Here is an 18923-nt window from a genome sequence, read left to right on the forward strand (position 1 = left end):
ATGAGCACCTATGCGGAGTACACGACCGGCGAGCCGATCACCGACGCCAAGGCCCCGGACGGCCCCATCGAGGAGCGCTGGAACCGCCGCCGCTTCGAGGCGAAGCTGGTCAACCCCGCCAACCGCCGCAAGCACACCGTGATCGTGGTCGGCACCGGCCTCGCGGGCGGCGCGGCCGGGGCGACGCTGGCCGAACAGGGCTACCACGTGGTGCAGTTCTGCTACCAGGACTCCCCCCGCCGGGCCCATTCGATCGCGGCCCAGGGCGGCATCAACGCGGCCAAGAACTACCGCAACGACGGCGACTCCATCCGCCGGCTGTTCTACGACACCGTCAAGGGCGGCGACTTCCGCGCCCGCGAGTCCAATGTGCACCGCCTCGCCGAGGTCTCGGTGGAGATCATCGACCAGTGCGTGGCCCAGGGCGTGCCGTTCGCCCGCGAGTACGGCGGTCTGCTGGACACCCGCTCCTTCGGCGGCGTCCAGGTCTCCCGCACCTTCTACGCCCGCGGCCAGACCGGCCAGCAGCTGCTGCTCGGCGCGTACCAGGCGCTGACCCGGCAGATCGCCGCGGGCAACGTCGAGATGCATCCCCGTACCGAAATGCTCGACCTGATCGTCATCGACGGCCGGGCCCGTGGCATCGTGGCCCGCGATCTGATCAGCGGCGAGGTCTCCACATACTTCGCGGACGCCGTCGTCCTGGCCTCCGGCGGCTACGGCAACGTCTTCTATCTGTCGACGAACGCCAAGAACAGCAACGCCACGGCCATCTGGCGGGCGCACCGGCGCGGCGCGTACTTCGCCAACCCCTGCTTCACCCAGATCCACCCCACCTGCATCCCGCGCTCGGGCGACCACCAGTCCAAGCTGACCCTGATGAGCGAGTCGCTGCGCAACGACGGCCGTATCTGGGTGCCCAAGGCCAAGGGCGACACCCGCCCGCCCGCCGAGATACCCGAGGACGAGCGGGACTACTACCTGGAGCGGATCTACCCGTCGTTCGGCAATCTGGTGCCCCGGGACATCGCCTCCCGCGCCGCGAAGAACGTATGCGACGAGGGGCGCGGGGTGGGCCCGGGCGGCCAGGGCGTCTATCTGGACTTCGCCGACGCGATCGCTCGGATGGGCCGCAAGGCGGTGTCCGAGAAGTACGGCAACCTCTTCGAGATGTACGAGCGGATCACCGCCGAGGACCCGTACCAGGTGCCGATGCGCATCTACCCCGCCATCCACTACACGATGGGCGGCCTGTGGGTCGACTACGACCTGCAGACCACCGTGCCCGGCCTGTTCGCGATCGGCGAGGCCAACTTCTCCGACCACGGCGCCAACCGGCTCGGCGCCTCCGCACTGATGCAGGGCCTGGCCGACGGCTACTTCGTCCTCCCCTCCACCATCAACGACTACCTGGCCCGGCATCCGCACGGCGAGGTCGACCCCGGTCACCCGGCGGTCACCGAGGCGGTCTCCGAGGTGACGGACCGCCTGGCGCGGCTGCTGGCGAACGACGGCGACCGCACCCCCGACTCCTTCCACCGCGAGCTCGGCGAACTGCTGTGGGACGAATGCGGTATGGCGCGCACCGACAGCGGGCTGCGCAAGGCGCTCGACCGCATCCCGGCGCTCCGCGAGGAGTTCTGGCGGCGGATCAAGGTGCCGGGCACCGGCGAAGAGCTCAACCAGTCGCTGGAGAAGGCCAACCGCATCGTCGACTACCTGGAGCTCGCCGAGCTGATGTGCCTGGACGCGCTGCACCGCGCCGAGTCGTGCGGCGGCCACTTCCGCGAGGAGAGCCAGACGCCCGACGGCGAGGCGGCCCGCGACGACGAGTCCTTCTCGTACGCCGCGGCCTGGGAGTTCGCCGGCACCGGCAGCGCGCCCGTCCTGCACCGCGAAGACCTGGTCTTCGAGTACGTCCACCCCACGCAGCGGAGTTACGCATGAGGCTCACCCTGCGGATCTGGCGCCAGCACGGCCCGAAGGAGCCGGGCGCCATGACCGCGTACGAAGTCGACGGCATCTCGCCCGAGATGTCCTTCCTGGAGATGCTGGACACCCTCAACGAGGAGCTGATCCTGCGCGGCGAGGAGCCCGTGGCCTTCGACCACGACTGCCGCGAGGGCATCTGCGGGGCGTGCGGCATGGTCATCAACGGCCAGGCGCACGGCCCCGAGCGCACCACCACCTGCCAGCTGCATATGCGGCACTTCTCCGACGGTGACACGATCGACGTCGAGCCGTGGCGCGCCGCCGCCTTCCCCGTGGTCAAGGACCTGGTCGTGGACCGCTCGGCCTTCGACCGGATCATCGGCTCCGGCGGCTATATCTCCGCGCCGACCGGCAGCGCCCCGGACGCGCACGCCACGCCCGTGCCCAAGCCGGTCGCCGACACGGCCTTCGAGCACGCGGAATGCATCGGCTGCGGGGCCTGCGTGGCGGCCTGCCCCAACGGCTCGGCGATGCTCTTCACCTCGGCCAAGGTCGTCCATCTGAACGTGCTGCCGCAGGGTCAGCCCGAGCGCGAGTCGCGGGTGCTTGACATGGTCGGCGCCATGGACGAGGAGGGCTTCGGCGGCTGCACCAACACCGGGGAGTGCGCGGTGGCCTGCCCCAAGGGGATCCCGCTGCAGAGCATTTCCATGATGAACCGGGAATTCCTGCGGGCGAGCGTCAAGGGCGGCGGCAAGGGCGGCCGCAGCTGACGGGCCGCAGCTGACGGTACGAGAGGTCTCGTAAGACCGCTCGTACCGTCAGCGGGGCACGGTGGCGGCGGTTGCGGCGGTGCTCAGACCGCCGCCGTCACCGGGGTCTCGCGTCGCGCCTCGCGCCGACGCAGGGCGGCCGCCAGGCCGAGCGTGGCCAGCGCGACGAGCATCATCAGCGCGCTGGTCCACACCGGCGAGCGGAAGCCGAGGCCCGCGTCGATGGCGAGCCCGCCGAACCACGGGCCCGCCGTGTTGCCGACGTTGAACGCCGCCGTGGTGAACCCGCCCGCGAGGGTGGGCGCGCCGTCGGCCAGATAGAAGGTGCGCGAGGTCAGGACCGGCGCGATGCCGAACGCGAGCAGGCCCTGGACGAAGACCAGCACGAACACGGCCACCGCGACCCCGGCGCTCAGGGCCAGCACCGCCCAGCCGAGCGTCAGCGCGCTCATGCCGGTCAGCAGGATCAGATACGGCCGGGCGTCGGCGATCCGGCCCCCGACGGTGATGCCGACGAACGCGCCCACGCCGAACAGCACCAGCATCGCGGGCACCCACCCGGCGCCGTAGCCGCTGACCTCGGTCAGCAGCGGGGCGAGATAGGTGAAGGTGCAGAAGGTCGCGCCCTGGACCAGGGCGTTCATGGCGTAGGCGGTCAGCAGCTGTGCGCCGACCAGCGAGCGCAGCTCGGCGCGCAGCCCGGCCGCGGGCGCGTCGGGGCGACCGGCCGGGATCGAGGCCAGGACGGCGGCGACGCCGGCGACGGACAGCACGGCCACCGCCCAGAACGCCGACCGCCAGCCCCACAGCTGGCCCAGCATCGCCCCGCCGGGCACACCCGCCACACAGGCCAGCGTGACCCCGCCCATGACCACGGACATCGCGCGGGCCTTTTTGTCCGGTTCGACCATGCTGACCGCGGCCCCGGCGGCCACCGCCCAGAAACCGGCGTTGGCGAGCGCGCCGACGATCCGGGTCGCCAGCAGTACGGCGTAGTCGACCGTGACCGCCCCGACGACATGGGCGGCGGCGAACGCCACCAGGAACGCCACCAGCGCGGTCCGCCGTGGCCAGCGCAGCGTGAGCATCGCGAGCAGCGGCCCGCCGACGACCATTCCGATGGCGAACGCCGAGGTCAGAAAGCCGGCCTGGGGGATGGAGACCCCGAGGTCGGCGGCGATGTCCGGCACCAGACCGGACAGCATGAACTCGGAAGTGGCCTGGGCGAATACGGCCAGCCCGAGCATGTAGACGGCAAAGGGCATACGGGAACTCCCCGAGTGGAAGTGACGGAATCTGCGAACGGGCAGCGTTCGCCAACGGGAGAGTTCGCCGAGGTGCGCTCGCCAGGACGCGTCACCGCACGCGAAGAAGGCGTGCGTGACTGGCGGGAGCGCGAGGGAGATGAGTGGGAATCGACGTCCGGTCGGAGTCGTCCGCTGCCCGTGATGCGGAGATCCGGCCGCCGGGGCGGCGCCAAGGCTGCCGCACGGCCTCAAGAGGGCCGGTGTGCGCGGCTCATCGGCGGTTCTGCCACCGGACGCGGCCGGTGGCTAGGGTCTGTCGGACTCCGGGCTGCTCATGATTCCGCACCGTAGCAGCCCCGTCGATACCTGTGCCACGGATTTGCCGGTGTACGGGGGTGCTGGTGGGGGTGCTGGTGGGGCCGCCGCCGGGGAGGCCCCACCGGTCACCAAGTCTCCTTCGAGGATGCCCCAGGCTTCAGCCTGGGGAGGAATCGAATCCCTGCGGAGCAGGGCAAGAACGGTCTTTCACCGCAAGGGCGAAAGACCGCCCACATCGTCGGGTAGGCTGTGCCCCGTGCGTTGCGAGAACCAAGCGCGCACACCGTGTCGGTCGAGAACCAAGACGGCACAGCCGAGCTTTGCTCAACAGACCGGGCAGGTTCCGTCCCGGCTGGTGTTGAGGGAGTAAGACCTTTCAGGCCGCTGGTCTGCGGGGCTTCCTGAGCCAGGAATCCCACTGCTTCAGCTGGGGGAGGGTTCAATTCACAAGGAACTCGTCGAGGATCCCCGGAGCCGCCGCATCCGCGAATCCCGCCACCTCCCCGGCCGCCATGTCGGGGATGCGGTAGCCGTCCTCGCCCGCCGCGACGGCCGCCGTCACGGTCGTGACCCCGGCCCGGCGCGACATCGGGCTGTCGGTGAACGTCCAGGCCAGTACGGCCCGGCGGTCCAGGGCGACCGTGTCGCGGCTGAAGGTGCCGGAGCGGATGAGCAGATAGCCGTCGTGACCACCCGCCAGGCCGTGGCCGAGCGCGCGATACGCGTCGCGCGCCAGGGCGTACACAACGGGGGTCGCGAGGAGGAGGAACCCCCCGGCGCAGTACAGCAGTACGGGCGTCAGCAGCGCCCCGAGCACGGCGAGGGCGGCCGTCACCGGCGCCACGACCCACACCATGCCGCGCATGACCCGACGGCGGAGCGCGGCGCGCGGATGCCGGGTCAAATCGGGCCGGTCGAAGAGCGCTTCACCGATGGGCGCGGGGGCAGACCGGGTGGGCGAGGCAGATCGGGCGTGCCTGCCGCGTGGCGCGCCGGGGCGCGCGAGCATACCGGTCAGCACCCGCAGGGCCTCCGCGCGCGGGGCGGGCGGGAGCACCGCGCTGCGCGTACGGTTCTCCTCACGGTTGCCCAGGCCGCTCGCCACAACCCGTACGGCCGCGCCCCCGGCCGCGCGCAGCAGCATCGGTTCGCGCAGCACCGCGCCGCGCAGCCGGGTGCGTTCGATGGAGACCGAGCGGGTGGTGAGCAGCCCGCGCCGCACCTGGAGGGTGCCCGCGTCGGCCCACTCCAGGCGGTACCGCCACCAGTTCTCGGCGTAGACGGCGACCGCGCCGACGCCGCCCACGGCGGCCACGGCCAGCAGGGCGAGCGGGATGGTCACCCACAGCACGCTGTTGCCGAAGTCCTCGAAGGCGTGGCGGACCGGGCCGATGCGCCACGGCTCCACGCCAACGCCGTCCAGTACCCGCCACACCGCGCCCACGCCCGCGAACACCCCTCCGAAGACCCAGAACGTGAACGGGGCGTAGCGCAGCCAGCGCGGGTCCCCGGTGGACAGGACCGGCTCGGCGGCGGTGTCGCCGGTGCCCGCGCGGGCCAGCAGTTCGGCGCGCAGCCGCTCGGCGGCGGGGCGGGTGAGGGCTTCCAGGGTGAGCCCGTCGCGGCTGCCGTTCGCGCCGGTGGTGCCCGCGCGCAGCACGACGAGGCCGAAGAGCCGCTGTACGGGGTTGGCAGTCAGGTCGACGTTGCGCACGCGGTGCAGCGGGATGGCGCGCTGCCGGCGGGTGAACAGGCCGCTGCGCAGCTCGAAGGAGTCGGCGGTGACGCGGTAGCGGGTGCGGGACCAGCCGATCAGCCCGGCGATGGTGATGACGGCGAAGGAGGCCGCGACGACGGCGAGGGTGATCCAGGCCCGGTTGCCCAGGCGGCCTCCGGTGGCCAGCGCGGTGAGCGCGAGCGAGCCGAGCGGGGCCGCCATCCAGCTGCAGTGGACGGCGATGGTGCGGGGGTCGAGCGAACGCCACCCGGCCCCCGGCGAGTCGGCGGCCGGGTGGCCGGCGCCCATGAGGTGAGCGGTCACGCGGCATCACCCGGCACCAGCTGCGCCGCGTCGCCGATGCGCCGCGCCAGCTCCTCCGCGTCGGCGTCGGAGAGCCCGGCGATACGGACGTCGCCCGCCGTGGAGGCGGTGGTGACGGTGACGGTGGCCAGCCCGAAGGCCTGCTGGAGCGGGCCGCGCGCGGTGTCGACGGTCTGCACCCGCGACAGCGGGGCGATCCGCCGCTTGCGCCAGAGCCAGCCGCTCGCCGCGTAGACCGCGCGCTCCCCCAGCTCCCAGGCGTGTGTGCGGTACCGCCACCGCGGCATGGCCCAGACGTATCCGAGGGCGGGCAGCACCAGCGTGACCAGCAGCAGCGGGCCGAGCCAGGGCAGCGCGCCGGAGAAGAAGAGCAGCGAGAGGACGAGCAGGGTGACGGCGGTCAGCAGCATGGGCCCGCTGACGACGAGCAGCGCCTGCACGGTCCACCAGCGGCGGGCGCGCGGGTCGACGCCATGGAGCGGTGCCCTGAGCTGGGGCCTGAGTTGGGGCCTGGGGACGGGCATGGACATGGGAGATTCCCCCCGAGGGTTTTTCAAGTCAACTGTATTGGCACGCGTCCGCCACGGTATAGCAATACGATTGACTTGCAAAAGTGGGAAGGGAGAACGGCATGCCCAAACGGGTGGACCACGAGGAACGGCGCAGACAGATCGCCCAGGCGCTGTGGCGGATCGCCGCCGCGCGCGGCCTCGACGGCGCGAGCCTGCGCGATGTCGCCGCGGAGGCGGGTATCTCGCTCGGGCAGCTCCAGCACTACTTCACCAGCAAGGACGACATGATCGTCTTCGCGCTCGGCCATATCGAGCAGCTGGCCCAGCAGCGCATCCGGGCCCGCATCGAGGCGCTGCCGGGCGCCCCCACGCCCCGGGTCGTCCTCCGCGAGACGCTCGCCGAGATGCTGCCGCTGGACGAGGCGAGCCGCACCGGCTATCTGGTGCAGGTCTCCTACTTCATACGCGCCGTCAACGACGAGCGGCTGCGCACCCACGCCCAGGAGGGCATCGCGGCCCTACGGGCCTTCTTCGCCGACCAGTTGAAGACGGCCATCGCCCAGGGGGAGGTGTCCGCGGACCGGGATCCCGACCGCGAGGCGGCGCTGCTGATCGCGCTGACGGACGGGCTCTCCGCCGCCGTCCTGATGGAGTACGACACCGCACAGGGGGCCCTGGCCCTGGTCGATCTGCATCTCGCGCGCCTCTTCAGCGGCCCCGGAAGCGCCTGAGGCCGCGCCCGCCCTCCCCCCGCGCCGTCCTACGTGTGGCCACCCCGTCCGGGCTTGACCGCGAGCGCCTGCGGCAGGTCGTCCAGCGCCTCCACCAGCAGTTCGGCGCCGCGCACCGCCACCCCCGGCCGCTCCGCCTCCTCGTCCTGCCAGCGCTCCAGGGCCTCGTGCACCGGGCCCCAGTCGGGCGCCCGGCGCTCCCGTACGGCCGCCACCGCCCCCGGCAGTGCCCCCTGGAGCGCCGCCGCGAACTCCTCGGCCCCCTTGGACGGGGGCGCGTCCTGGGCGGGCAGATGCGCCTCGAGCAGCATGGTGACCCGTCCCATGGTGGACAGCGCCGTCTGCGCGGCGCGGGCCGCGCCGCGGGACAGCCCGCGGTGGCGCACCGGCTCATGGTGGGCCCGCGCCTCGCTCTGCTCCCAGGCCGACCGCGCGGCCCGCGCGTCCAGCAGCGCCTCCCGCACCTGGCGGGGGCGGCGGTCGGCCGGGCGGGCGTGCACATCGAAGACGGCGACGGCGTAACGGCCGTTGGTCTCCAGCCAGTCGGCCAGCCGGTCCCGTAGCAGCGGCGTCTCCCAGGCGGGGAAGACGACATACGCGGCCATCGCCAGCACCCCGCCCAGCAGGGTCAGCGCCACCCGCGCCGCCACCGTCTGCGACCAGCCCTCGCCCACGATGCCCAGCAGGAAGACGACATACCCGGTCACACAGGCGGAGGCGACGATGAAACCGGTGCGCATCAGGAGGTAGAGCGCGGCGGCGCAGACCACGGCCAGCGCCGCGCTCACATACGGACCGGGGTGGGCCAGCGCCATCACCGCACCGCCGAGCACCACGCCGCCCAGGGTGCCCATGAAGCGCGCGACGCCGCGCGAGAAGGTCTGGCCGAAGTCCGGCCGCATCACCATCACCGAGGTGAGCGGCGCCCAGTAGCCATGGCCCCACGGCAGCATGCTCCCCAGCAGATAGCCGCAGGAGGCGACCGCGGACACCCGCACCGCATGCCGCAGCACGGGCGAGGACCACCGGGCTTCGCGCCGCAGGGCGCGCAGGGCCACCGGCACCATGCCGGGGACGGTGGGCCGGGGCAGATACCGGCGGTCCTTGGCCCCTTCGGCCGTCACGGCCTCCACCGGTTCGTCCGAGGACTCCACCACATCGGCCACCAGTGCCATCAGCCGCAGCGCGGCCCGGCGGGCCGCGCCGCTGAGCATCGGCCCGGTCGGGGGCACCTCGAGCACCGCCATGGCGTCCGGCGGCAGCCGCACCGGTTTGCCCCAGCGGATCGCATGCGCCACGGCGTCCAGCACGGTGGCCGTCGCGCCCAGCAGATCGCGCACCCGGTCGCGCTCGGGGCCCTCGGGCGCGGCGCCGACCACCGGGTCGGCGAGCGAGGCCAGCACCGGCCGGATCCGCTCGGCGAGCAGCCGGTAGCCGCGCAGCTGGCGGGGGCGCCGCCGGGCCTGGCGGGGGGTCAGGGCGGCGGCGCTCCTGGCCTCCATCAGCGGCTGCGGGTCGAACGGCGCCACCGGGTCGTGGCGCAGCCGGCGCGCGTAGTCGGCCACCGCGGCGAGCGCGTCCGCGAGGGCGTCGCGCTGCACCCCCCACGGCCGGACCGGGAACAGCACGATGAGCGCGGCCTGCACCACCCCGCCGAGCCCGATCAGGGCGGTGTGCTGGAGCGCGCCCAGCACCGAGGTCGGGAGGGTGACGGTGACCAGCATGACCGCGACCATCTGGGTGGAGACCAGCCCGGACACCGGGCCGACCGCCCACGCCATCCCGGTCAGCAGCGTCCAGACGGCGACCATGACCACGAAGGTCGCGGTGTGGGCGGCGGCCAGATAGCCGAGGAACGTGGACACCGCGAGCCCGCCCGCCGCGGCCAGCGCCAGCGCGGGGCGCGGCCGCCAGCTGCGCTGGAAGGTCGCGATCCCCGAGGAGAAGGCTCCGAACGCGGAGGAGACGGCGAGCGCCGGCGAGCCGAGCCACATGGTCACGCCGATGACCAGCGCGACCCCGCACGCGCCGCGCAGCGCGACCAGCGGTTCCATCCTGGTGCGCTCGATCGCAAGCCCGGCGCGTGCGGTCGCCTTCAAGGCGTGTGACCAGGTCATACGGTGAGACTACGGCGCTGATCCAGGGAAACTGAACCGGCCGTTCCGCACTGGTTCATCACACCCGCGCGGTGTTTCAGCCGTCGGTGCCGCAGTAGACGTCGAGCAGCTTCATCGGCTTGCTGCCGTCGAGGTCCACATACGCGGTGAAGGACGCGGTCTGCGGCGAGCCGTCCCATGTGGTGGTGATCGTCGCCCAGCCCACCCCCGCCGACTGGGCCGTGGTGACCTCCCCGACCTCGATGTCGCGCGGCGTGTTCTGCGCGCACAGCAGCACATCGAAGTCGGGGTTCTCGGCGGCCTTCTCCTTGAGCTGGTCCGAGACCAGGTGCTCCCGCTCCCAGGGGCGCGGCCCGTGGTTGCCGTAGAAGCCCTCCAGGAAGTGGTGGATTTCCTCCGCGGTGTAGCGGCCGTTGGGGTCGGTCTGTACGGAGGTCTGCGCGGCAGCGGTCGCGGGCGAGCCGACGGCGAGGACGAGGCCGAGGCCGAGCGCGGCCACGCAGCCACCGGCAAGGGCCGTCGAGCGGCGAAGAGAACGAAGCATCGAAAATCCCCCTGTGCAGTGCTGTATAGGTCTGTGTGCGGTCTTGTGACCATTGATCGGTCGAGCATCAAGAGAGACCCGCGCGCGGATCGGATGGTTGCCCCCTCGCTCGGCAACAGGCATGTAACGGCGATTAGCCTGTAGCGGTCATCGACCTGGAACCACCACAGGGGACTCGTAAACATGCGCCACCACATATCCGGATCCGGGCGAGCGGTTGTATCCGCAGTCGCACTCGCTGTCGTACTCACCGCCTGCTCCGGATCCGACGGTGGAGCGGACTCTTCCAACAAGAGCGGCAAAGACAGCAAGACCGCCACGGACACATCGTCTTCGCCGACCGGTGTCATCTCCCTCAAGGCGGCGCAGGACGTCCTGCTCAACTACGCGAAGATCAACAACGAGGCCAACGCCGCACAGGATCCGAAGAAGATAGCCGAGGTCGAAGACGGCGCGCTGCGGCAGCAGAGTCAGGCGACGTTCACCCAGTTCAAGACTCTGCCGAAGAAGGAACAGGATTCCTACACAGTTCCCTTCTACTACCCGGTCAAGGGCGCCCACTTCTATATCCCCCGCAAGGGCTCCGAGAGCGTCTTCTTCGTCGACACCCGGATCACCGGCAAGAACATCGACGAGGGCCGCCGCCGGCTGATCGCCTTCAAACAGACGAAGGGCAACGAGGGCGCTGCCTGGAAGGCAGTGGGCGTCGGCGACCTCAACAGCAAGACCAAACTGCCGAAGATCCAGCTGGACGGCGACGGATTCGCCTCGGTGCTCAAGGATTCGGACCAGGTGGGCAGCACGAAGCTTGCCGAGCTGCACGGGCTGTCCCAGGACTTCTATCTGACCGGCGGCAAGAGCGCGGACCGCACGTTCGCTCAGAACGCGTTCGTGAAGAGCTGGAAGAAGGACTACGCGGACCGCGCCGACTTCCCCGACGGCTGCGTCAACGGCAAATACAAGGCCGCCCCCACCGCGGACGACACCGTGTACGGACTCAAGACCACCGACGGTGGCGCCGTGACCCTGTACGGCTTCGGCATCGACTACCTGAACTGGCCGAAGTCCGACGGCATGAACTGCACCACCGTCATGCAGATCGGCAACATGCCCACGGTCACGGATGTCTACCTGGACGGCAGGGACACCTCCACCTTCCTGACCCGCACCGATTCATCGCTCACCATGGCCGTCGTACCGCCCTCCGGCAAGCGCGTCCGCGTCACCGGATACAGCTTCCAACTCATCGACGCCAAGGGCTGATCAGTCGCTGCCCCACGCCCGCCGCGCCCGCCCTGCCCGTCGAGAACCGCGTCCGTGGTTCAGCCGTCCTTCGGGCAGGCGAACTCGCCGTTCGGCCCCCAGCGTTCGACCCGGCCCGTGTTCTGCGCGAACGCGCCGCAGAACAGGACCGGTTCGGAGCCCTTGGCCGTGTGGTGCAGGATCACCAGCGGCTTGTCGCGTGAGACCCTGGCGCCCCGCCCGAAGTCCAGATAGCCGCTGGCACCTTCCTTGCTGATGCCGTTGTCGAGGCTGATCTGCACATTGGACCGCTCCACGTCACCGGTGCTCGCAAACGCCTCGTTGGCCGCGGCGGCCATCAGCTGCATCGCGTCATGGGCCAGCGCCGCCCGGCCGTCGTTGCGCCACAGGTCCTTGGCGCCGAACGCCGCGGCGTATTCGGCGTTGAACTCCTTGGTGATGTCGCTGCCGCGCGGATGACCGGCGGGCAGCACATGGGCCGTGTGGTAGAGCCGCAGCCAGGGACGGTCCTCGTATTCGCCGGAGAGGGCGGCGGTGGTCAGCTCATTGCCGCCCAGGACCGTCAGCTTCCGCCCCTCGCAGGAGGTGTCGTCCCCGAAGACATCGAGGAACGCGGTGAACTCACGCGCCCGGGACGCCCAGTACAGCACCGTACGAGGCTGCTCCTTGATCCGCTCGCAGACCGCGTCCGCCACGTCCTCGATACTGTCCTGCCGCGTGACGCGGCCCCCGCCCGGCTCCGGGGCGCCGCCGGACCGGCCGCCGGGTGAGTACTCCAGCTTGGACCAGTCCCCGCCGAACTGCTCGGCGAAGAGATCTCCGATCTCGTTGCTGTACAGATCCTGGGGGTCCTGGACCACCACCGCGGCCTCGGCCGGGGAACACCCGCCCGAGCCGCTGTCCGTGATGTTTCCCCGGTGGGCGAAGTCGGCCTCGATCCGCGCCTCGCGGCTGTTGGTCGGCGCCACCCGGCGGTAGTAGCGGCTCCCGTCCATCGCATCGGCCGTGGCCGTAGTGCCGACCACGGGAATCTTCGCCCGGCCCAGCTCGCGGATGGCTCCCTGGGTCTGCTTCAGGCTCTTCGAGAAGCCCACCACGCCGATGATGCCGGAGCCCTTCCGCCCCGCCTCCACGACCACCTGCCGCGCACGGCTCTCGGCGTCCTTGAACTCCTCGCCCGCGTTGAGCATCCGCACGCGCAGCCATACTTTCCGCTCGTCGTTGCGCGCTTCGTCGTTGAGGGCGCGCTGGGCCAGTGCGATACCGCGCAGCTCAGGTACGGCGCCGTTGTACCGCTGGCCCTCCTGGTCCTTGGCGACCTCCGCCCCAATGTGCACGACCGTACGGGCCTCGACTCCGCGCCGCCGCACCGCCTCGTCGACCCGCCCGTTCTCCTCCTCGATCATGCGCGCCGCGGCCTCGTACTGCTGACGGGGCGGTGCCGCGCTCAGCTCCGCCCGGCCCGAGAGCGGGCCGCCGGCCGGGCCGCCGAGACAGGTGTCGTCCGCACCGCCCGGCAGCTTGGGAACCAGCCACGCCGCCAACACGCCCAACACGGCCACCAGGGCCACCCCCTCCAGCGCCACCTCGGCGACCGGGCCCATCCGGAAGTCCGGCGGCGAGACCGGGCCAGAACGGGGCCCGGAGCGCGGCCGGGCGCCCGGCGGCAGCGGCGCCAACGGCGCGAGCAGGGGCTCGAGGTCGCCCTCGGGCGCCCCGGCGGCGTGGTCCAGCGCCGCGGCGGCGTCCGACAGCCTGGCGCAGCGCTCCCCCGGGACCGCCGCCCCGGCCGGGCCCGCGGCCACCACGACCACGGCCGCGCACGACAGCTCTTCGGCCGCGGGTCCGTACTCCCGCAGAAAGCGCGCCGCCGGATCGCCGCTTCCGCCGTCCGCCAGCTCCAGCAGCACGGTGAAGCGGGTGGCCCTCCGGCGCCGCCATGGCGAGATCCGCCCGGGACCGGCCGCGGCCTTCAGATCCGCCAGCAGGGCGCGCATCAGCAACTGCTCCAGCTCGTCCGGCGCCTCGTCCCCCGCCCCATTCCCTGTCCCGTCCCCCGTCCCATCCCCTGCCCCATCCGCTGTCTCGTCCTGCGGCGCGGCCGAGGCCGAGGCCGAGTCGACCAGCCGCGCGACGCTGTCGAAGAACTCCTCGGCGCGCCGCCCATGGCCGATGTCCCGCCAGTCGGCGAACCAGCCGGTCGAGCGCGACCACAGCAGCCGACGGGTGCAGCGGCGCGCCCACCACCAGCGCGGAAGGACCTGCAGCACCGGGCGGGCGACGGCGCCCAGCACCAGCCCGATCCAGCCGGGGCTCTGCGCCGCGCTCTGCGCGGTCGGCGGATCACCCCCGCCCAGCCGCCATAACGTCCGCAGCACCGGGCCTCGTCCGCGACGCCCCTCGTAACAGCGGTCGCGCAGCTGCTCGCCGGTGAGCGGCGGAGCCTCGGGCCCCTGCTCCAGGGCGCACTCGACGACGTCACGCATCAGCTCGAAGTCCCGCAGGCGCAGCCGCCCGGTCCTGGGCGGAACGTCCTCGCACAGCCGCTGCCCGACGGCCAGCGTCAATGGGCGGCGACCCCGCGCGGCACGGGCCGCCTCGGCCGCCCCCAGCGCGGCGTACGGCACCAGCTTGCCGCCCCGCTCGCGGCGCAGACACCGCTCCAGACCGCGCACAGCCCCGTGCGCCCGCCCGTCCGGGCCCTCGCCCCCGTCCTCACCCCCACCGTCGCCTTCGCCGCCCTCGGCGAGCAGCACCACAGGCGGCAGCACATCGCGCGCCGCGGCCCGCCGATCGTCCGGCACCACGGCCCGCTTGAACGCCGCCATGAACTCGTCGGCGCCGTCCCCCTCCAGAAACCTCGCGCCCTCCTGACGCCCTCTCCTCGCCACCGCCATCGCCCCCAAGTCCCTCCACGCGCCCGTCCCCCGTGCGCGATGTCCGTTTGCAATCCCCACCTCTCATACACACGAAACCTCCCGCCGGATCCGTACCGGCGGGAGGCTTCACTCGAACGAACGAACTATCCAACGAGCTGTCGATCAGAAACTGACGGCCCCTCAGTGGTTCTTCGGGAACCCGAGGTTGATGCCGACCTCCTCCGACGGCGCCGGCCAGCGGGTGGTGATGACCTTGCCGCGGGTGTAGAACTGCACGCCGTCGTTGCCGTAGATGTGCTGGTCGCCGAAGAGCGAGTCCTTCCAGCCGCCGAAGGAGTGGTAGCCGACGGGGACCGGGATCGGCACGTTGATGCCGACCATGCCCGCCTCCACCTCCAGCTGGAAGCGGCGGGCGGCGCCGCCGTCGCGGGTGAAGATGGCCGTGCCGTTGCCCCACTTCGAGCTGTTGATCAGCTCGATGGCCTCGTCGTACGTCTCGGCGCGGACCACGCACAGCACCGGGCCGAAGATCTCGTCGCGGTAGGCGTCGGCGGTGGTGGGGACCTTGTCCAGCAGCGAGACGCCGATGAAGAAGCCATTTTCATGGCCCTCGACCGAGTATCCCGTCCCGTCGACCACGACCTCGGCGCCCTGAGCCGCGGCGCCGTGCACATACGAGGCGACCTTGTCGCGGTGCTCCTTGGTGATGAGCGGGCCCATCTCGGAGGCCGGGTCGTCGCCGGGGCCGATGCGGAGCCTGGCGGCGCGGTCGGCGATCTTCTTGACCAGTTCGTCGCCGGTGTCGCCCACCGCGACCACGACCGACACGGCCATGCAGCGCTCGCCGGCCGAGCCGTACGCCGCGTTGATGGCGTTGTCCGCGGCGAAGTCCAGGTCGGCGTCGGGCAGTACCAGCATGTGGTTCTTGGCCCCGCCGAGCGCCTGCACCCGCTTGCCGTGCTCGATGGCCTTGGCCTGGATGTACCGGGCGATCGGGGTGGAGCCGACGAAGCTGACGGCGGCGATGTCCGGGTGCTCCAGGAGCCGGTCGACGGCCACCTTGTTGCCGTTGACGACGTTGAGCACGCCGTCCGGCAGGCCCGCGTCGGCGGCCAGTTCGGCCAGCCGCCGGGAGGCCGAGGGGTCCTTCTCGCTGGGCTTGAGCACGAAGGTGTTGCCGCAGGCGATGGCAACGGGGAACATCCACATCGGCACCATGGCCGGGAAGTTGAACGGTGTGATGCCGGCGACGACGCCGAGCGGCTGGCGGATCGAGGCGACGTCGACCCCGGTGGAGACCTGGGTGGACAGCTCGCCCTTCAGCTTCTCCGCGATGGAGCACGCGAGCTCGACGATCTCCAGGCCGCGGGCCACCTCGCCGAGTGCGTCGGAGTGCACCTTGCCGTGCTCGGCGGTGATCAACTGGGCGATCTCGTCGCGGTGGGCGTCCAGCAGCTCGCGGTACTTGTAGAGGATCGCGGTGCGCTTGGCCAGCGAGACGGTGCCCCAGGTGGCGAATGCCTCCTTGGCGGCGGCGACGGCCGCGTCCACCTCGGCCACGGAGGCGAACGCCACCCGGGTGTCCTGAGCGCCGGTCGCCGGGTTGTAGACCGGGCCGTACTCGCCCGACGCGCCCTCGACGGGCTTGCCACCGATCCAGTGGTTGACGGTCTTCATGGGTGCGGAGCCTTTCTCTTCGTAAACCGGACGATGACCGATCAGGAAGGCGATCAGAGGTGGCGGCGGCGGGCCGCGGCCTGCCGGTCGTAGGTTTCGCGGGCCTTGACGGCCGCGGGGCGGGTCGCGGTCTGGGCGACGGGCACATCCCACCACGCCTGGGCGGCGGGCGCGCCGGGCACCGGGCCGGCCGTTTCGGTCTCCACATAGACGCAGGTGGGCCGGTCCGAGGCGCGCGCGGCGGCCAGCGCCGCGCGCAGCTCGGCCACGCTCCCGGCGCGGATCACCTCCATACCGAGCGAGGCGGCGTTGGTCGCCAGGTCGACCGGGAGCGGGTCGCCGGTGTACGTGCCGTCGGCGGCGCGGAAGCGGTAGGCGGTGCCGAAGCGCTCACCACCAGTCTCCTCCGACAGGCCGCCGATGGAGGCGTAGCCGTGGTTCTGGATCAGCACGATGTTGATGTTGATGCCTTCCTGGACCGCGGTGACGATCTCGGTCGGCATCATCAGATACGTACCGTCCCCGACCAGCGCCCACACCGGGCGGTCGGGCGCCGCGAGCCGGACGCCGATGGCGGCCGGGATCTCGTAGCCCATGCAGGAGTAGCCGTATTCGAGGTGGTACTGGCGTGGCGAGCGGGCCCGCCACAGCTTGTGCAGATCGCCGGGGAGCGAACCGGCGGCGTTGATGACGACGTCGTCGTCGCCGACGGTCTGGTCCAGGGCGCCCAGGACCTGGGTCTGGGAGGGCCGGGCGGACTCGTCGCCCGCGGCGTACGCGGCGTCGACCTGCTGCTCCCAGCGCGCCTTCCCGGCGGCGTACTCGGCCTCGTACCCCTCTTCGACGCGGTGCCCGGCCAGCGCCTGGGTCAGCGCCTCAAGACCGGCGCGGGCGTCGGCGACCAGGGTCGTCGCGCTCAGCTTGTGGGCGTCGAACGGCGCGATGTTGAGGTTCAGGAAGCGGACGCCGGGGTCGGCGAAGAGGGTCGCGGAGGCGGTGGTGAAGTCGCTGTAGCGGGTGCCCACGCCGATGACCAGGTCGGCGGTGCGGGCCAGGTCGTCCGCGACGGAGGTGCCGGTGTGCCCGATGCCGCCGATGTCGGCGGGGTGGTCATGGCGCAGCGAGCCCTTGCCCGCCTGGGTGGAGGCGACGGGGATGCCGGTGGCGTCGACCAGTGCGCGCAGGCTCTCCTCGGCCTCGCTGTGGTGGATGCCGCCGCCCGCGACGATCAGCGGCCGCCGGGCGGCGCGCACGGCCTGCGCTGCCGCGGTGAGCTCGGCCGGCTCGGGCGCGGGGCGGCGTACGTGCCAGACGCGGTCGGCGAAGAACTCCTCGGGCCAGTCGTACGCCTCGGCCTGGACGTCCTGCGGGAAGGCGAGGGTGACGGCGCCGGTGTCGGCCGGGTCGGCGAGCACCCGCATGGCCTGGAGCGCGGCCGGGATCAGCGACTCGGGGCGGACGATCCGGTCGAAGTAGCGGGAGACCGGCCGCAGACAGTCGTTGACCGACACATCGCCCGCGAAGGGAACCTCCAGTTGCTGCAGCACCGGGTCGGCGGGGCGGGTCGCGAAGATGTCGCCGGGGAGCAGCAGCACGGGCAGCCGGTTGACGGTGGCCAGGGCGGCGCCGGTGACCAGGTTGGTGGCCCCGGGGCCGATGGAGGTGGTGACGGCCTGGGCGGCGAGCCGGTTGGACTGGCGGGCGTAGCCGACGGCCGCGTGCACCATGGCCTGCTCGTTACGGCCCTGGAGGTACGGCATGGTGTCCTGGCCGGTCTCCAGCAGCGCCTGGCCGAGGCCCGCCACATTGCCGTGGCCGAAGATGCCCCAGCAGGCGTTGATGAGGCGCCGGCGCGTCCCGTCGCGCTCGGTGTACTGGTGGGCCAGGAACTCCACCAGGGCCTGGGCCGTGGTGAGCCTGCGGGTGGCTCCACTCATCGTGTTTCTCCCGTGGGGGCGTCGGGGGCGGCAGGTGCGTCGGGGGCGTCATAGAGGGGCAGGCGGGGGTCGACGGGCCGGTCCGGCCAGGTGGCGCGGATCCAGGCGTGGTCGGGGTGGTCGCAGATCAGCCAGTCGCGCTCCTGGCCGGGGCCCGCCATGACGTTCAGGTAGTACATGTCGTGGCCGGGGGCGGCGATGGACGGGCCATGCCAGCCGTCGGGGATCAGGACCACATCGCCGGAGCGGACCTCGGCGAGCACGTCCGTACCGCGGCCGCGGCCGGAGGGCGAGACCCGCTGGTAGCCGACGCCCTCGCTGCCGTGCGCCTCGGCGATCTCGAAGTAGTAGATCTCCTCCAGCTCGGACTCCTCGCCCGGACGGCACTCGTCGTGCTTGTGCGGCGGGTAGGAGGACCAGTTGCCGCCGGGGGTCAGCACCTCGACCGCGATCAGCTTGTCACACTCGAAGACCCCGGCAGCGCCGAAGTTGTTGACCTGGCGGGAGCAGTTGCCGGTGCCGCGCAGCTCGACGGGGACGGCGGAGGCCGGTCCGTAGCGGGCGGGCAGCCGGCGCTCGCAGCGGGCGCCGGTCAGCGCGAACCGCCCGCCGGCCGCGCTGCCGATCCGCGCGTGCGCGTCGCGCGGCAGATACGCGAAGTCGGTGATGCCGCTGAACACGCTGTCCCGGCCGTGCAGTTCGAAGGTCCGGCCCTCGGTCTCCACGGTGCAGCCGCCGCTCAGCGGCAGCACGATCCACTCGCTGTCGCCAGTGGCCAGCTGATGCGAGCCGCCGGCCGGCAGGTCGAGGACGCGCAGCGAGGAGTGGCCCCATCCGGCCCGCGCGGGGTCGATGTCCACGGCGTACGGTCCGCCGGCCGCCTTGCCGGCCCGCAGATGGAAGCCGGTGGAACCGGTGTGAGGATCGCTAGTGATCATGTCGTCAGTCTCCG

13 protein-coding genes are annotated in these 18923 nt (G+C 71.9%); 4 read left to right on the forward strand and 9 right to left on the reverse strand.

Features of this window, described 5'->3' with window-relative positions; translation table 11 throughout:
- Together ACH4U7_RS19880 and ACH4U7_RS19885 are read left to right on the forward strand one after the other, a co-directional pair.
- A complete protein-coding gene (locus ACH4U7_RS19880) occupies nt 1–1947 on the forward strand; it encodes a fumarate reductase/succinate dehydrogenase flavoprotein subunit (protein WP_398529176.1) in 1947 nt (648 codons plus the stop codon).
- On the forward strand, nt 1944–2705 hold the full coding sequence (locus ACH4U7_RS19885) for a succinate dehydrogenase/fumarate reductase iron-sulfur subunit (RefSeq protein WP_398529177.1): 762 nt from the start codon (nt 1944–1946) through the stop codon (nt 2703–2705). The genes ACH4U7_RS19880 and ACH4U7_RS19885 overlap by 4 nt, the downstream gene beginning before the upstream one ends.
- A gap of 83 nt (nt 2706–2788) precedes the next feature.
- On the opposite strand, the gene ACH4U7_RS19890 is transcribed toward ACH4U7_RS19885, so the two are convergent.
- From ACH4U7_RS19890 to ACH4U7_RS19900, 3 genes are all read right to left on the reverse strand, one after another.
- Nucleotides 2789–3970 carry a Cmx/CmrA family chloramphenicol efflux MFS transporter gene (locus ACH4U7_RS19890; protein WP_398529178.1) on the reverse strand — a complete coding sequence of 394 codons (1182 nt, stop codon included), beginning with the start codon at nt 3968–3970 and terminating at the stop codon, nt 2789–2791.
- Between the two features lie 739 nt (nt 3971–4709).
- Nucleotides 4710–6296 (reverse strand): PH domain-containing protein, encoded by a 1587-nt coding sequence (locus ACH4U7_RS19895; RefSeq protein ID WP_398529418.1) that lies wholly within the window; start codon nt 6294–6296, stop codon nt 4710–4712.
- A gap of 11 nt (nt 6297–6307) precedes the next feature.
- Nucleotides 6308–6841, reverse strand: coding sequence for a PH domain-containing protein (locus tag ACH4U7_RS19900; protein WP_398529179.1), 534 nt, complete (start codon nt 6839–6841; stop codon nt 6308–6310).
- A 101-nt stretch (nt 6842–6942) separates the two neighbouring features.
- Between ACH4U7_RS19900 and ACH4U7_RS19905 the strand changes: the two genes are divergently transcribed.
- A complete protein-coding gene (locus ACH4U7_RS19905) occupies nt 6943–7554 on the forward strand; it encodes a TetR/AcrR family transcriptional regulator (RefSeq protein WP_398529180.1) in 612 nt (203 codons plus the stop codon).
- Between the two features lie 29 nt (nt 7555–7583).
- Here the strand turns inward: ACH4U7_RS19905 and ACH4U7_RS19910 are convergent, their stop codons facing one another.
- Both ACH4U7_RS19910 and ACH4U7_RS19915 read right to left on the reverse strand, forming a co-directional pair.
- Nucleotides 7584–9671, reverse strand: a complete 2088-nt coding sequence (locus ACH4U7_RS19910) for an FUSC family protein (RefSeq protein WP_398529181.1) — start codon at nt 9669–9671, stop codon at nt 7584–7586.
- Between the two features lie 76 nt (nt 9672–9747).
- Nucleotides 9748–10215 carry a hypothetical protein gene (locus ACH4U7_RS19915; RefSeq protein WP_398529182.1) on the reverse strand — a complete coding sequence of 156 codons (468 nt, stop codon included), beginning with the start codon at nt 10213–10215 and terminating at the stop codon, nt 9748–9750.
- A gap of 183 nt (nt 10216–10398) precedes the next feature.
- Between ACH4U7_RS19915 and ACH4U7_RS19920 the strand changes: the two genes are divergently transcribed.
- Entirely contained in the window at nt 10399–11478 is a 1080-nt protein-coding gene (locus ACH4U7_RS19920; protein WP_398529183.1) for a hypothetical protein, read from the forward strand.
- 59 nt (nt 11479–11537) lie between these two features.
- Here ACH4U7_RS19920 and ACH4U7_RS19925 read toward each other — a convergent pair whose 3' ends face one another.
- The 4 genes from ACH4U7_RS19925 to iolB form a co-directional block, all read right to left on the reverse strand.
- On the reverse strand, nt 11538–14375 hold the full coding sequence (locus ACH4U7_RS19925) for a hypothetical protein (RefSeq protein WP_398529184.1): 2838 nt from the start codon (nt 14373–14375) through the stop codon (nt 11538–11540).
- A gap of 162 nt (nt 14376–14537) precedes the next feature.
- Nucleotides 14538–16034: a CoA-acylating methylmalonate-semialdehyde dehydrogenase gene (locus ACH4U7_RS19930; RefSeq protein ID WP_398529185.1), complete on the reverse strand. Its 1497-nt coding sequence runs from the start codon at nt 16032–16034 to the stop codon at nt 14538–14540.
- A gap of 53 nt (nt 16035–16087) precedes the next feature.
- Nucleotides 16088–17971, reverse strand: a complete 1884-nt coding sequence (gene iolD / locus ACH4U7_RS19935; protein WP_398529186.1) for a 3D-(3,5/4)-trihydroxycyclohexane-1,2-dione acylhydrolase (decyclizing) — start codon at nt 17969–17971, stop codon at nt 16088–16090.
- Nucleotides 17968–18909, reverse strand: coding sequence for a 5-deoxy-glucuronate isomerase (iolB, locus tag ACH4U7_RS19940; protein WP_398529187.1), 942 nt, complete (start codon nt 18907–18909; stop codon nt 17968–17970). Before iolB ends, iolD begins: the two co-directional genes overlap by 4 nt.
- Between the last annotated feature and the right edge of the window lie 14 nt (nt 18910–18923).

Source organism: Streptomyces sp. NPDC020845 (genome assembly GCF_044334165.1).
In the GTDB taxonomy this organism is placed as follows: domain Bacteria; phylum Actinomycetota; class Actinomycetes; order Streptomycetales; family Streptomycetaceae; genus Streptomyces.

Coding starts and splice junctions, on each gene's coding strand:
- ACH4U7_RS19915 (WP_398529182.1), bottom strand. CDS start 10,215: ATGCTTCGTTCTCTTCGCCGCTCGACGGCCCTTGCCGGTGGCTGCGTG.
- ACH4U7_RS19920 (WP_398529183.1), top strand. CDS start 10,399: ATGCGCCACCACATATCCGGATCCGGGCGAGCGGTTGTATCCGCAGTC.
- ACH4U7_RS19895 (WP_398529418.1), bottom strand. CDS start 6,296: ATGGGCGCCGGCCACCCGGCCGCCGACTCGCCGGGGGCCGGGTGGCGT.
- ACH4U7_RS19930 (WP_398529185.1), bottom strand. CDS start 16,034: ATGAAGACCGTCAACCACTGGATCGGTGGCAAGCCCGTCGAGGGCGCG.
- ACH4U7_RS19885 (WP_398529177.1), top strand. CDS start 1,944: ATGAGGCTCACCCTGCGGATCTGGCGCCAGCACGGCCCGAAGGAGCCG.
- iolB (WP_398529187.1), bottom strand. CDS start 18,909: ATGATCACTAGCGATCCTCACACCGGTTCCACCGGCTTCCATCTGCGG.
- ACH4U7_RS19910 (WP_398529181.1), bottom strand. CDS start 9,671: ATGACCTGGTCACACGCCTTGAAGGCGACCGCACGCGCCGGGCTTGCG.
- iolD (WP_398529186.1), bottom strand. CDS start 17,971: ATGAGTGGAGCCACCCGCAGGCTCACCACGGCCCAGGCCCTGGTGGAG.
- ACH4U7_RS19880 (WP_398529176.1), top strand. CDS start 1: ATGAGCACCTATGCGGAGTACACGACCGGCGAGCCGATCACCGACGCC.
- ACH4U7_RS19925 (WP_398529184.1), bottom strand. CDS start 14,375: ATGGCGGTGGCGAGGAGAGGGCGTCAGGAGGGCGCGAGGTTTCTGGAG.
- ACH4U7_RS19890 (WP_398529178.1), bottom strand. CDS start 3,970: ATGCCCTTTGCCGTCTACATGCTCGGGCTGGCCGTATTCGCCCAGGCC.
- ACH4U7_RS19905 (WP_398529180.1), top strand. CDS start 6,943: ATGCCCAAACGGGTGGACCACGAGGAACGGCGCAGACAGATCGCCCAG.
- ACH4U7_RS19900 (WP_398529179.1), bottom strand. CDS start 6,841: ATGTCCATGCCCGTCCCCAGGCCCCAACTCAGGCCCCAGCTCAGGGCA.